Origin of the sequence: Solibacillus sp. FSL W8-0372 (assembly GCF_037969735.1) — a bacterium.
Classification (GTDB): Bacteria; Bacillota; Bacilli; order Bacillales_A; family Planococcaceae; genus Solibacillus; species Solibacillus faecavium.
In genome coordinates this window covers 3,386,478-3,400,827 of sequence record NZ_CP150204.1, presented here as the reverse complement: position 1 = coordinate 3,400,827, position 14,350 = coordinate 3,386,478, and the positions used below count along the sequence as shown (strand labels likewise).

At 36.6% G+C, this 14,350-nt stretch carries 13 protein-coding genes; 6 read left to right on the top strand and 7 right to left on the bottom strand.

Going from position 1 to position 14,350, the window contains the following annotated elements; translation table 11 throughout:
• The first annotated feature begins 61 nt into the window (after nucleotides 1–61).
• Together MKY13_RS17475 and MKY13_RS17470 are read left to right on the top strand one after the other, a co-directional pair.
• On the top strand, nucleotides 62–1,150 hold the full coding sequence (locus MKY13_RS17475; protein ID WP_339214153.1) for a carbohydrate kinase: 1,089 nt from the start codon (nucleotides 62–64) through the stop codon (nucleotides 1,148–1,150).
• On the top strand, nucleotides 1,150–2,058 hold the full coding sequence (locus tag MKY13_RS17470) for a pseudouridine-5'-phosphate glycosidase (RefSeq protein ID WP_339214151.1): 909 nt from the start codon (nucleotides 1,150–1,152) through the stop codon (nucleotides 2,056–2,058). The genes MKY13_RS17475 and MKY13_RS17470 overlap by 1 nt, the downstream gene beginning before the upstream one ends.
• 80 nt (nucleotides 2,059–2,138) lie before the next feature.
• Here MKY13_RS17470 and MKY13_RS17465 read toward each other — a convergent pair whose 3' ends face one another.
• The gene (locus MKY13_RS17465) at nucleotides 2,139–2,360 is read right to left on the bottom strand and encodes a DUF1128 domain-containing protein (RefSeq protein ID WP_339214149.1); all 222 of its coding nucleotides are present in this window, start codon (nucleotides 2,358–2,360) and stop codon (nucleotides 2,139–2,141) included.
• Between the two features lie 182 nt (nucleotides 2,361–2,542).
• Here MKY13_RS17465 and MKY13_RS17460 point away from each other — a divergent pair, with 182 nt between their 5' ends.
• Nucleotides 2,543–2,872 carry a YtxH domain-containing protein gene (locus MKY13_RS17460; RefSeq protein WP_191701001.1) on the top strand — a complete coding sequence of 110 codons (330 nt, stop codon included), beginning with the start codon at nucleotides 2,543–2,545 and terminating at the stop codon, nucleotides 2,870–2,872.
• Between the two features lie 139 nt (nucleotides 2,873–3,011).
• Nucleotides 3,012–3,947 carry a YihY/virulence factor BrkB family protein gene (locus MKY13_RS17455; RefSeq protein WP_339214148.1) on the top strand — a complete coding sequence of 312 codons (936 nt, stop codon included), beginning with the start codon at nucleotides 3,012–3,014 and terminating at the stop codon, nucleotides 3,945–3,947.
• Between the two features lie 96 nt (nucleotides 3,948–4,043).
• On the opposite strand, the gene MKY13_RS17450 is transcribed toward MKY13_RS17455, so the two are convergent.
• Nucleotides 4,044–5,948 (bottom strand): heavy metal translocating P-type ATPase, encoded by a 1,905-nt coding sequence (locus MKY13_RS17450; protein ID WP_339214146.1) that lies wholly within the window; start codon nucleotides 5,946–5,948, stop codon nucleotides 4,044–4,046.
• Nucleotides 5,949–6,162: 214 nt separating this feature from the next.
• Here MKY13_RS17450 and MKY13_RS17445 point away from each other — a divergent pair, with 214 nt between their 5' ends.
• Nucleotides 6,163–7,545 (top strand): L-cystine transporter, encoded by a 1,383-nt coding sequence (locus MKY13_RS17445; protein WP_191701004.1) that lies wholly within the window; start codon nucleotides 6,163–6,165, stop codon nucleotides 7,543–7,545.
• Nucleotides 7,546–7,965: 420 nt separating this feature from the next.
• Here the strand turns inward: MKY13_RS17445 and MKY13_RS17440 are convergent, their stop codons facing one another.
• Together MKY13_RS17440 and MKY13_RS17435 are read right to left on the bottom strand one after the other, a co-directional pair.
• On the bottom strand, nucleotides 7,966–9,504 hold the full coding sequence (locus MKY13_RS17440) for a fumarate hydratase (RefSeq protein ID WP_191701005.1): 1,539 nt from the start codon (nucleotides 9,502–9,504) through the stop codon (nucleotides 7,966–7,968).
• Between the two features lie 355 nt (nucleotides 9,505–9,859).
• Nucleotides 9,860–10,045 (bottom strand): SE1561 family protein, encoded by a 186-nt coding sequence (locus tag MKY13_RS17435; protein ID WP_191701006.1) that lies wholly within the window; start codon nucleotides 10,043–10,045, stop codon nucleotides 9,860–9,862.
• 475 nt (nucleotides 10,046–10,520) lie between these two features.
• Between MKY13_RS17435 and MKY13_RS17430 the strand changes: the two genes are divergently transcribed.
• A complete protein-coding gene (locus MKY13_RS17430) occupies nucleotides 10,521–11,678 on the top strand; it encodes an MFS transporter (RefSeq protein ID WP_339214143.1) in 1,158 nt (385 codons plus the stop codon).
• Nucleotides 11,679–11,694: 16 nt separating this feature from the next.
• Here the strand turns inward: MKY13_RS17430 and MKY13_RS17425 are convergent, their stop codons facing one another.
• The 3 genes from MKY13_RS17425 to MKY13_RS17415 all read right to left on the bottom strand — a co-directional run bounded on the left by MKY13_RS17425 (nucleotide 11,695) and on the right by MKY13_RS17415 (nucleotide 14,317).
• Nucleotides 11,695–11,931, bottom strand: coding sequence for a carboxypeptidase (locus MKY13_RS17425; RefSeq protein WP_339214141.1), 237 nt, complete (start codon nucleotides 11,929–11,931; stop codon nucleotides 11,695–11,697).
• 105 nt (nucleotides 11,932–12,036) lie between these two features.
• Entirely contained in the window at nucleotides 12,037–13,398 is a 1,362-nt protein-coding gene (gene rlmD / locus MKY13_RS17420) for a 23S rRNA (uracil(1939)-C(5))-methyltransferase RlmD (protein WP_191701039.1), read from the bottom strand.
• 133 nt (nucleotides 13,399–13,531) lie between these two features.
• The gene (locus MKY13_RS17415) at nucleotides 13,532–14,317 is read right to left on the bottom strand and encodes a polysaccharide deacetylase family protein (protein WP_191701009.1); all 786 of its coding nucleotides are present in this window, start codon (nucleotides 14,315–14,317) and stop codon (nucleotides 13,532–13,534) included.
• Nucleotides 14,318–14,350 lie beyond the last annotated feature (33 nt).

Sequence of the window (14,350 nt, the reverse complement as noted above, 5' to 3'; positions counted from 1 at the left end):
TTGACATCTTTTAAACAAAAGTTTATAATTATAAACAAATGTTTGCATCGAGGTGATGTAGTTGAATGAAAAAGAAAAGCTAATCTTTCAATTGATAAAAAAAAATCCTTATCTGTCTCAACAGGAAATGGCAGAGCAATTAGGGATGTCAAGACCAGCACTTGCCAATATCATCTCGTCACTGATTAAACGCGGAGAAATTCTTGGGCGAGCATATGTCTTGCCGGAGAAAAATCATATTATCGCAATTGGCGGTGCTAACGTCGACCGTAAATTTACAATTGAACAAGATGTCCAGTTAGGTACTTCAAATCCTGCTTCGGTAACTGAAACGGTTGGTGGGGTGGCGCGTAACATAGCAGAAAATATAGGTCGTTTAGGTAACCGTGTTTCATTAATTACCGTAATGGGTGATGATCATGATGCCATATATATTGAACAGAATTGTAATGCTACGATGAGTCTTGATCTAGTGGAAAAGTTAAAAGACTATAAAACAGGTTCTTACACAGCCGTATTGGCGCATTCCGGGGAATTGGTAATCTCCATGGCGAATATGGAAATATATGAACAACTATCTCCAACTGTTTTAAAAAAGTATGAATCCATAATGCAAAATGCGAGCTGTTTAATAATTGATTTAAACTGTCCGTTGGAAACAGTGGAATATGTAAAAGAGTTTGCCCATGAGCGCAAAATTCCATTCGCTGTTATTCCTGTTTCATCACCTAAGATGAAAAACATGCCAGAAGATTTACAGGGGGTACATTACTTTATTTGCAATCGTGATGAAGCAGAAAAGTATTTGAATATGAATTTGGAGAAATTTGGTCATTATGAAAAGGCAGTAAAAGCAATGCTACAAAAAGGGGCAAAATATGTCGTCCTTACATTAGGAGAACATGGAGTAATGGCTGGTCATGATGGTACAGTGACGCATTATAAAGCCATTGCAACAAAAAAAATTGTAGATGTTACAGGTGCGGGAGATGCTTTTGTAAGTGCATTTTTACATGGAGTATTAAACAATGAGGACTTTAAAGAAGCAATCCAACTTGGTTTAACAAATGCATCAAAAACATTACAATCAGACAAAACTGTACGAGAAGATTTAACAAAGGAAAAATTACTTGAATGGAGGAATTTATAATGGAACAATATTTATCATATTCACAAGAGGTATTAGAAGCAAAAGAGAAAGGTCTACCTATTGTAGCTCTTGAATCGACAATCATTTCTCATGGTATGCCATATCCTCAAAACGTACAAACAGCTCGTGAAGTAGAACAAATTATTCGTGATGGTGGTGCAGTACCAGCAACAATCGCATTAATCGACGGGAAAATCAAAATTGGTTTATCCGATGAAGAGTTAGAAATGTTCGGTAATGCTCAAGGTGTAGCAAAAACAAGTCGCCGCGATATTGGCTATTTACTTGCAACTAAAAAAATTGGAGCAACTACAGTAGCTGCAACGATGATTTGCGCGGAATTAGCAGGCATCGAGTTATTCGTAACAGGCGGTATTGGCGGGGTTCACCGTGGCGCTGAAACAACTATGGATATTTCTGCAGACTTGGAAGAATTAGCAATGACAAATGTAGCTGTTGTATGTGCAGGTGCAAAATCCATTTTAGATATCGGCTTAACATTAGAATATTTAGAAACAAAAGGTGTACCAGTAATCGGATACGGCACTGACAAATTACCGGCATTCTATGCACGTGAGAGTGAATTTGATGTAAACATTCGTGTTGATTCAGCAGAAGAAACTGCAGCTATTCTACGCGCAAAATGGGATTTAGGTTTACGTGGTGGGGCATTAATCGCCAACCCAATTCCAGTTGAGGATGCTATGGAAACAAGTGTAATGGATACTATTATCGACAATGCACTAAGAGAAGCAAAAGAACAAGGTATTGCAGGCAAAAATGTAACACCATTCTTACTGGGTAAAGTGAAAGAACTGACTGAAGGTAAGTCACTCGATGCAAATATTGCATTAGTAAAACACAATGCACGTGTAGGCGCAAAAATTGCTGTCGAACTTAATAAGTAATCGTATTTCCTGGGGAATAGTTATGAAATAAAAGGAAGCTCGTCGAAAAATATCGATGAGCTTCTTTTTATTGCTTCCTTTTATTTACGAAGGGAGCCTAATTCTGCAACAATAGCATTCATTTCGCTAGGGCTGAACGAGTCTCGTTTCATAACCATTTCATATAGATATTGTAGATCCTCGTATTTATCTTCATCGAATGCCTCTGATTGCATAGCGTCAACGTTTACCATACGTAGTTTTTCTTTGATTTGTTCTATCATATAATTGACATTTTCTTGTGATGGGTTGGATAAGTCCATATTTTTTGCCCTACCTTTCAATGTTTACAAAAATATCATTTCATGCAAGGCACTTCTTGTCAACCCGTAAAAGTTTTGGGAATGCTTTTAAAAATAGCGAACATTCGCTAAAATGGTTGTAGATAAGTTTTATAGGAAATTTTTATGGGAATATGAAAGCATACACAGGAGGAGAGTAAAATATGAAAAGTAAACTATTACCGTTTATAGCAATTGGGGCAGTAACTGGTGCAGCAATCAGTATGTTAGATAAGCAAACAAGAGAGCATACTGTAAAGACAGCTAAAAATGCAAAAGATACGGTTGTTTATTATGCTGAAAACCGTGACGAACTATTAGCATTAGTTGAATCGAAAATTGAGCAGGCTCAAACAGTTTACGGAACAGTAAATGATAGTATTCAGTCTATTATGCAAAATGGAAATGATATTAAAGAATTGCCAACTACAATTCAAAGTATGGTTTCCGAAACGATTGATGCATTTTCAAAAAAGGATGAACAAGCTGGCTAATTAAATTCGCCTTAGTGTAAATATGTACAGATTTTTTCTTGGAGTTATTTCGATATCTGGGACATCCGTTAGGGCGTTATCCAGATAGAAAGATATTCAGTGTATCTTTTTTCTGGGTAATTCAAAAGGTGGTGGCTGTGTGGAAGAGAAAGAAGAATTTAAAGAAAAGATTTCACTTATTAAATCATATGTTTCACCTGACCCTAGTCAAATAAATGTTTTAACGACAAAAGGTTTTTTTCAGGATTTAATATACCGTATTCAAAAAGTTGATATGTCGGGGATGGGTGCACTACTTGCTTATTTCTTTTTACTATCATTTTTCCCGATGCTTATTTTTATGGTAACACTCTTACCATATTTAAATTTAGAACAAGGGCAAGTATTCGATTTCTTGAGTGATATAATGCCTGAGGAAGTTTATGTTCTTATTGAAGGGACACTTTCGGAAGTACTAACCAACCAAAATGGCGGTTTACTTTCAGTTGGTATTATCGGTACAATTTGGTCTGCCTCGCGTGCTGTAGACGCACTGATGAAAACATTAAATCGTGCCTATGATGTTGAAGCTAGAGCAGGTTTTATAAATCGTATTTGGTCTCTTTTATTTACTATTTCGTTAGTAATTATTATTTTAATTGCTCTTGTCTTGCCGGTTTTTGGACAGCAAATTGAAAATGTAGTGTTCGGCTATTTTGGTATAGAAGAATCATTGGCAGGTCTTTGGAATACGCTTCGTTGGATTATGCCGCCTACCCTTATTTTTCTTTTATTAACGGTTATGTATTGGATTGTTCCTAATACTGATCCTCGATTAACAATTGTTAGTGTTGTACCAGGCTCAATATTGGCAACACTAGGCTGGCTTACATTAACTTATGGCTTTTCATTTTATATTAACAATTTCGGCAATTTTAGTGCTACTTACGGCAGTATTGGCGGGGTCATTATACTAATGCTTTGGCTGTACTTTACAGGAATGATTTTAATATTGGGTGGAATATTAAATGCCACATTCCAAAAAAGACAGATTGCCAAGAAAAATAAAAAGAATGCAAAGACACCTGTTTTCTAAATTGTTTTGTCACACAAAAAGCACGACGCCATAAATATTTAGGCGTCGTGCTTTATTTATGGTTATTGTCAGTTGGTTATTTTTAGTAGCAAGCCATTAAACATTTTTGCTCAACATACGCAGGCCATTTAAAATAACTAAAATCGTGCTTCCTTCATGACCAATAACCCCAAGGGGGAGGCTAATCGCCTGGAAAAAGTTTGAGATAATGAGAATTGCGATGACTGTTAACGAGAAAATTATATTTTGCTTAACGATTCGTTGCATTTTACGAGAGAGCTTAACAGCGTAAGCAATCTTAGAAAGGTCATTTTTCATCAATACAACATCGGCTGTTTCGAGTGCCACGTCCGTACCGCCACCCATTGCAATCCCAACAGAAGCAGTTGCTAGCGCTGGGGCATCATTAATCCCGTCACCCACCATACCAACATTGCCGTATGATTGCTTATACTGCTTAATATGTTCGACCTTTGTTTCAGGTAAACATTCTGCAACATAGTTTGTTACACCAGCTTCATTTGCAATAGTTTTTGCTGTCGCTTCATTGTCACCAGTAAGCATCATGACATCAATGCCTAGTTCTTTCAGTGCTGAAACTGCTTTTTTTGCTTCATCTCGTACTATATCTTTTAGGGCAACTAATGCTGCAATTCCGTTTTGGTCTTTTAAAAATACAACTGTCTTTCCTTCATTCCCTAATTGCTGCAATGCTCCGTCCGAAAAAGAAACGGCCAAATCTTTACCGACAAAATCAGGCTTGCCGATTGTATAATTTTGTTCTTTATATTGTGCCTTTATCCCATACCCAGGTATATCTTCAATTATAATATTTTGTGGGACAATGACATTTTGTTTTTTTGCAAATGAAGTAATCGCTTGTGCAAGAGGGTGGTTTGATTGTCCTTCAATGCCTGCGATTAATGCCAATGTCTCATCTTTATTTAAATCCTCACGAACGATAAAATCTGTTACGGCTGGTGTGCCTTGTGTAAGTGTTCCGGTTTTATCGACAGCTAAGACACGTAATGTATTCAAATGTTCTAAATGTAAGCCGCCTTTAACTAAAATACCGTTTCTGGCACCATTTGAGATGGAAGATAGGGTAGCTGGCATAATGGATGCTACAAGGGCACAAGGAGATGCCACTACCAACAGTACCATTGCGCGGTATAAAGTTGTCGTCCAATCCCAGCCAAATAAATAGTGGGGCAAAAACATCATGATTCCGACTGATATTAATACTCCTTTTACATAAATACCTTCAAAGCGTTCAATAAATTGCTGTGATGGGGACTTTTCACTTTGCGCAGATTGTACAAGTGTAATAATTTTTTGGAATAAGGTTTCTCCGCTTTGCTTCGTTACACTAATAGTTAAAACTCCATTTAAGTTCACTGTTCCTGCATACACTTCATCGTCAATATTTTTCGTAATCGGCATTGATTCACCTGTAATAGCTGCTTCATCGACAGTTGATATCCCTTTATATACTTTTCCGTCGGCAGGAATTCGTTCTCCAGGCTTTACTAAAATATGGTCATTTACTTTTAAATCTTTTACAGATATTTTAATAGGCTCAAATCCGCCTCGTACAAGCCAAGCTTCTTCAGGCTGTAACTCCATTAAAGAGGAAATTTCACGATGGCTTTTGTTCATCGCATATGTTTCAAGGGCGCCACTTAAGGCAAATATAAAGATTAATATGGCACCTTCCATCCAGTATCCAATAATGGCTGATCCGATGGCTGCCAAAATCATTAACATTTCAACATTTAAAGATTTGTTTTCAATTGTATCTTCAATGCCTTCTTTTGCTTTGGCATAACCGCCAATTACAAAAGCTGTTAAATATGCAATGACAGCTGCGGTTGTTTGATCGGTGGATTCCATCCTCCATGCGAGCAAAATAATAAAGCCGGAAACTAAGGCAGCGATCAATTCTTTATGTTCTATAATTTTCTCATTTAATGATAACTTTTCTCGATTAGAATTTTTCATATATACCTCCTTGATAATGAATATCATTGTTAAATCAACTGATAATGAATTTCAATTATATTATAAGTATTTTATTATTTAATAATAATTATAATATAAGCATCATATTTTGTAAATAACATACAATAAATAAGAATAATAAATACCAACTTGACTTATAAGGATTATAGAGTAATATAGTTAAGTACATTTTATTAAATAGGAGGAGTTAAAGTTGAATTTATTCGTTTTACTTAATATTGCCTTGTTGATCATTGTTATTACATTTTTATACTTCCTTAAAACAAAGCATGTTAAATTTTCTAATCGTGTATTTATCGCATTAGGATTAGGAATTTTACTCGGAATAGGGCTACAATTTGCATACGGCGTGGAGTCCGATGCAATTACAGAGACTATGCCTTGGTATAACATCGTTGGGAATGGTTATGTACGATTATTACAAATGATTGCAATGCCTTTAGTCTTCATTTCAATATTAGCAGCATTTACTAAAGTAACATTCGGAAAGAATTTAGGAAAAACAGCCGCGGTTATTTTATCTGTACTAATAGGTACTACAGCAATAGCAGCTGGTTTAGGTATTGCCTCTACAGTTGCATTTGATCTAGATGCAACTCAAATTATGCAAGGGGAAGCAGAAATTGCACGTGGGGAATCGTTAGTAGAACGTTCGGCTGAGGTTACGTCGTTACCTGAACAAATTTTAACAATGTTCCCGGCAAATCCATTTGCAGATCTAACAGGATCTCGCGCAACATCAACAATTGGAGTTGTTATTTTTGCTGCGTTTTTAGGCTTTAGTTATTTAACGCTTCGTCGTAAAGAAGAAGAAACAGCAGCGAACGTAAAAAAAGGTGTCGACGCTATATACGGTTTAATAATGGGTGTAGTACGCATTATCTTACGTTTAACTCCATACGGTGTAGCTGCAATTATGGCACGTACAGTTGCAACGAGTGATTTAGGGGCGATAATGGATTTAGGTAAATTCATTTTGGCATCATATGTTGCATTAATTGCTATGTTCTTATTGCATTTAGTTATTGTTGCATTAACAGGATTAAGTCCGTTAACATATGTGAAAAAATCAGCAGAAGTATTACTATTTGCCTTCACTTCACGTTCAAGTGCAGGTGCATTACCATTAAATATTCAAACACAAACAAAGCGTCTTGGCGTTCCGGATGGGGTTGCAAACTTTGCAGGGTCATTTGGTTTATCGATTGGGCAAAATGGCTGTGCGGGAGTATATCCAGCAATGTTGGCTGTTATGATTGCCCCAACAGTAGGTATAAATCCATTATCCCCAGGGTTTATTGCAACATTAATATTAATCGTAGCAATTAGCTCATTCGGTGTAGCAGGTGTTGGCGGCGGTGCAACGTTCGCTGCAATCATCGTTCTATCTGCAATGGATTTACCAATAGCTTTAGCAGGTATTTTAATATCTGTAGAGCCGTTAATCGACATGGGACGTACAGCGCTTAATGTAAGTGGCTCCATGGTTTCGGGTGTCGTATCCAGCCGGGTAACGAATGAACTAGATACAGATATTTATAACGAGCCGGCGGATAAAGCACAATTAGTTCAGTAAAATAAAAATAAAAAGTCGTACAGAATCATTTAGACTCTGTACGACTTTTATATGAATCAAATAAGTGAGTGCGCTGAAAATATGAGGCGGAAAAAAGTAACCATAACATTATAAGAAGAAATATATATATAAAGCCGTATGTGACATGAGGAAAAATAATGTAGACATATGTTGTATAAAGAATAGCGACCAGTAAACTGCGCTTGTATTGATAAGTTGTACTAAATTGTATTTGGGTTGCTATAAATAATGCGTTAACAAATACTTTGGTAAAAAACATTTAAACACTCCTTATTCCATTTATTACAAAATAATATAACATAAATGATATATCAATAAACAGAATATTTTAAAAATGAAATATTGCAAAAAACAACTCACCCCAAAATGATGGAAGTGAGTTGCTGAAATTACATAAACTTAAAATACACGCTCTGCATGAAGCGCTAACTTATCTAATGAAGATTTTTCTACATCTGCATGCAATGAGTTTCCGTGAGAGTCCATTGTTACTACAGCTGTGAAGCCTTCTACTGATAGGTGCCACATTGCTTCTGGAATACCGAATTCCATCAAGTCTACACCATCAACTGATTTAATGCAGTCAGCGTAATACTGTGCAGCACCACCGATAGCATTTAAGTAAACACCACCGTGTTCGTTAAGTGCTTTTAGTGTTTTTGGCCCCATACCGCCTTTACCCATAACAGCACGGATACCGAATTTTTTCATGATGTCGCCTTGGTATGGCTCCTCACGAATTGAAGTTGTTGGACCAGCAGCTTTAACGACCCAGTTTCCTGCTTCGTCTTTTGCCATTACTGGACCACAGTGATAAATAATTTGACCGTCTAAATCTACTGGCGCTTCTACACCTTCACCGATTAAGTGATGGTGGATTGCGTCACGACCTGTGTACATACGGCCAGAAATTTTTACTACGTCCCCAACTTTAAGTGAACGGATTTTTTCTTCTGTAATCGGTGCAACAAGTTCAACTACTTTATTGTCCGAGTTGTCTTGTTTTACTTCGTCACGGAAAGTAATTTTTTCACCATCTTGGTAGTGCCAGTTCGTGATTTCGCCAGTCGCTGGATCGATATCGATTGCCATACGACGGTAAGCCCAACAGTTGTAAGCTACAGATACGAAGAATGATGCTGGTAAACGGTCCATTACACCGATTTTACAACCAAGTAATGTAGCTTCACCGCCGAAGCCCATTGTACCAACGCCAAATGTATTTGATTTTTCCACGATGTACTTTTCTAATTTTGCTAAGTCTTCAATCGGATTCACATCATCTACATGACGGAATAATTGCTCTTTCGCTAAATCATATCCAGAAGAGCGGTCGCCACCGATACCGACACCGATGAAACCAGCCGAACAGCCTTGCCCTTGTGCTTGCCATACAGAGTGTAAAATACATTTGCGGATACCATCTAAGTCACGACCAGCGCGCCCTAAACCTTCTAATTCTGTAGGTAATGAATATTGGATGTTTTTGTTTTCACAGCCGCCACCTTTTAAGATTAGCTTCACTGTAATATAGTCGTTTTCCCATTGTTCAAACTTAATTACTGGTAGACCTGCTCCGATGTTTGTACCAGAGTTCTTACCAGTTAATGAATCAACTGAGTTTGGACGTAATTTAGCATCCCCAGTAGCTGCTGCGATAGCAGTTTGGATAGCTTTTTTAATTTCGATTTGGTTTACACCAACTGGAGTATATACTTTAAATGTTGGTAGACCAGTATCTTGACAAATTGGAGACACATTGTCTTCAGCCATTACAATATTTGTAGTAATCGTGTCTAATGACATTGCTGCACGAGTTCCCGCATTTTCTGCTTCTTTGGCAGCTTTAATAGCGCGGCGTACGTCTTTTGGTAAGTTTGTAGATGTTTCAGTTACTAAAGAATAAAGACTTTTTTCTAAAGTTTCTAAGTATGCCATCTTATTTTTCCCCCCAGAAAAATATGTTTATTTTTGTCGTTAGGTGAATCGTCGACATAGGTCAGAACATAATCTTTCACGTTATAGTGAAAATTATACTCTTTCTAATAATCCATCTTACATTATAACTCTTTTAAAATAGAAAAAAAAGAGCGCTTACACGAATGAATGTCAAAACACATAAAATTAAGGCGGATAATAGCGGATGTAGTCAAAAGAATGAAAAAAGAGAGTATCGGAAAGTTATTTAATGACATGTCTTGTGTCGAGAACGAAAATCAAAGGAGTGCGGAAATTAATAGCGAAGAAAGGCTGTGTAAAAGTAAAGTACACTTTTACACAGCCTTTTAGGATTTTATTTTTCTTCGCGTGATTGGAATTGATCCATTTTATCTTCTAAATCATCCATCATTTGAATTAAGCGATCGATATCTTCTAGTTCAGTTGTTTCAGGGTCAATAGCATCCAACACTTCAAGGAAAATTTCTAAACGTTCCTTTAGATACGTTACTTGCTGCTCTTTATTTGTAATTGGCTTCATAGTTCGTGATGCTCCTTTTGTGTTTACATACGAACATTATACTACGTTCTACTGTAAAAGTTAATTGACAACTTGCGCTAGAGACGATTTATATACCTTATCTATTAAATTAGCTTTAAAAAATAGGAAATTATATAGTACTTGTTAATTATTTTAAGATTCTATGTATTTTGAATATTTACAATATTGAAGTGTTGTGATAAAGTAAACTCATACTTAAAGAAGAGGAGATGGTCGGAAAAAAATTGTATAGACAAACTCAAAAAAAGGAGGACGTTTAAACATTTTCGGCAATTAGTCGAGACGACTGTTTACGCAAGAATAAAATGGAATTAAGTGATATTTAAAACCCTAGTTAACTTTTAGAGATAAAGTTGGCTAGGGTTTTATATTTTTCTGAACTGTTTATTGAGTTCTCCCCATTTATAAATGGCTATGATACGATAGAATGTATGAATCAAGGGAGAATAATGAAATGAGTTATAATCAGCGAAGATTTATTATTTTAGTTATTATCGTATCAATTTCAGGCTTTTCGCAAGGTATGCTATTGCCGCTTATTTCAGTCATATTTGAAGGGGATGGCGTGTCATCTACACTTAATGGCTTGAATGCAACGGGGTTATACATAGGGACTTTATTAATTTCCCCATTTATTGAGCAGCCTTTACGCAAATACGGGTACAAACCCATTATTGTATTTGGAGGGGCGTTAGTTTTTACATCGTTAATTTTATTTCCATTTTGGAAAAGTGTTATGTTCTGGTTTATTTTGCGATTATTAATCGGAATCGGTGATCATGCATTACATTTTGCAACCCAAACATGGATTACAACGTCGACAGCTTCTCATAAACTTGGAAAAGCCATGTCTATATATGGATTATCTTTTGGGATAGGGTTTGCGGTTGGTCCGTTATTTGTACCGCTGATTAAAATATCCGAAAGCTTTCCGTTTATTGTGTCATCTGCATTATGCCTTGTAGCATGGTCTTTAGTATTTCTTTTAAAAAATGAGAAGCCGGAAACGTTGGCAGGGGATGCTAATCAAAATAGTTTTTCGCGCTATAAGTTGGCAGTGAAATATGGATGGATTGCATTTTTGCCCCCATTTGTATATGGTTTTTTGGAGTCCTCTCTAAATGCTTTATTCCCGGTTTACGCGTTACGAAAAGACTTTAATTTAGCATATGTTTCTATCATTTTAGCGAGTTTTTCAATTGGAGCTATCTTAATGCAATTTCCACTAGGTGCATTGGGTGATAAAATTGGACGCCGTAAAGTCATCGTTTCAGGATTAATGGTGGGCAGCACCTTTTTCTTTATCGGCAACTTTTGGGAGAATTCCGAGATATTTGTTGCGGCTACCTTTTTATTAGCTGGGATGAGTGTTGGTTCAATGTTCTCGCTAGGCATAACCTACATGACAGATTTGACGCCTAAAGAATTATTGCCAACGGGTAATTTACTTTGTGGTATTTTCTTTAGTCTGGGAAGTTTATCGGGACCATTATTAGGGGGATTGTATTTGGAAGTTTTTCCAGACAGCGGATTTTTATTTGTTATTTCTGTAATGCTGTTAATTGTTGCGATTGTAATATTATTTGGTAAAACAAAAAAACTTTCTATATAGAAAAAAGCAGACGTCCTTAATTGGAACGTCTGCTTTTTACTGAAAAGAATATGATCGTTGTTAAAATCATTGCTAAAATTATGTAGATAAATACATTTAAATAATTTACACCACCGAATGTAACAGCGGCCTGCAATGAGCTGGCTGAAGTTGCGGAATTTTCATCATTACTAGGAAAGATTAAGCCTCCGAGTGATGAAATACCCCAATAAGAAAGAATGAATGTAATAATTACAAATACAATATTTTTCATTTAAATACCTCCTAGCAAATTCTATTTTACATGAAAAATGAGAGAATTTGGGGACAGATACGAAAAACACCTTTATCAAAATTATTTTGATAAAGGTGTTAGCTTTTATTTCTTTAAAGTTAGTTTTACAACACATTCAACTTGCGCTGTTTGGGGAAACATATCAACTGGCTGAATATACTCCACTTTATACGCTTTTGATAAATCTTTCAAATCACGTGCCAGCGTAGAAGGATTACATGATGTATATACGAAACGCTTAGGTTTGATTTTTAACACGGTTCTAATAAATCCTGGCTCCAATCCTGTACGTGGAGGATCTACACAAATTACATCTGGACGATAATCTTCTTTTGACCAACGGAATAGCCATTTATCGGCTGAGCCTGGGAAGAAACGTACATGTTGTAAATTATCGTTTGTGCGGGCATTGTATTTTGCATCGGCAATTGCTTCATCGACATTGTCCATACCGCGTACTTCACGTGCACCTTCTGCAAGCCACATACCAATTGTCCCAACACCACAATAAGCATCCACTACATTTTCTTTTCCAGTAAGTGCAGCAGCTTTTTTTATTTCATTGTATAAATGAACCGTTTGCTCTGGGTTTAGCTGGAAAAATGCACGAGTTGATAAATCAAATGCAAATTCGCCTAATTTTTCATGAATGGCATCTTTACCATCTAATACATACGTATCACTACCAAAGATAAGAGATGTTTTTTCACGATTTACGTTTTGTGTAATTGATACGATAGATGGATCAATTTTTTTGATGCGTTCAATTAACTCCTCTTTATGCGGTAATTCATGACGAGTTGTCACAAGACAGACTTGTGTTTCACCAGAACGCATACCTGTACGAACTACAATAGTACGTACTAACCCATTTAATGATTTCCCATCATAAATAGGGATGTTTAGCTTTTGTAAAATCTTACGTGTAGCTACTGTAATTTTTGATGTTACAGGATGTTGCACGAGGCAATCGTTGATATTTAAAAGTTGATTCGTTCCTTCTGCAAAAAGTCCAGCATAGACACGCTTACCTTCTTTACGCACTTGGAATTGAGATTTGTTACGGTAGTGCCAAGGGTTATCCATACCGATAGTTGGACGGATTTCGGCTGTTTCTGCAATATCCTTTGCATATTTTTCAAATGCTTGAACAACGATATCACGCTTGTTTACTAGTTGAGCATCATAGGTCATATGCTGTAATTGGCAGCCTCCACATTCTGAATAAACAGGGCATGGTGCTTCTTGACGGAATTCGCTTTCTTTACGAATGTTCAATATTTCAGCTTCGGAAAACTTTGGAGATACTTTTGTTAACCTAACTGTTACTTCTTCTCCTGGAATAGCCCCTTTTACAAATACTACATTACGCTTATAAAACCCTACACCTTCACCATTAATACCGAGGCGCTTTATTGTTAACGGGAACTTTTGCCCGACTTCCATTTTTAATTCACTCAAGTTTTTACACGTCCTTTAAATAGAGTGACTCGCACCAAAAATTAGTGCGAGCCACTTCCTTCTTTTCATCATTTCAGTATAACGGAAATTGTAATGGAAAGAAAGGAACGCAACTTTCCTAATATGGAGATATTTTTTCGTGCTCAAGTACTAAGTCATCCAGAGAGCCGAATGTGTAACCTTGGGCTTTTGCATCTTTTATAAATTGCGGAATTGCTTCAGCATTATCCTGTGCAACAGTATGCATCAGTATTATTGCACCTGGATGAAGCTGTCCCATTAGTGCATCATAAGCATATTTGGCACCACGTCGCTCATCCTTTAACCAGTCTTTGAAGGCGATGGACCAGAACATATGGCGATAACCAGCTTCATTACCGACTTTTAATACTTCTTCATTAAAGATTCCTTCTGGTGGTCGGGCATAGTACGTACGTTTTACACCAGTTAGTTCATTTAACTTATCATCAAATTTTTTCCATTCAGTTTTCATTTCAGCAGCAGATAGCCGAGCCATGTTAGGATGACCGTAAGAGTGGTTCCCGATAATATGTCCATCTTTGACCATTGTTTTTACTAAATCGGTCGCACTCGTCAAATAGTGACCAGTCAAAAAGAATGTAGCCGGTGCATTTTCTTCCCTTAGCGTATTTAAAATGCTTTCGGTATAGCCATTTTCGTAGCCATTATCGAATGTTAAATAAACAATTTTCTTCTCTGGGCTACCTTTATAAATAGCACCGTATTTGTTCATTAATGTTTCTAAAGGCTCTCCAATTTCCACTGGCTCGCCATTTTTGCTCGGTTTAAAGCCCCAGTGAAATTCCTCAGCCTCGGCTACTGAAATAAATGATACTAATGCAACGAGTAAAACGAAGCTAATTCCTAAAATGTGTCGTTTCATTAAAAAAGTAACCTCCTTTTACAAGTAGGTTGC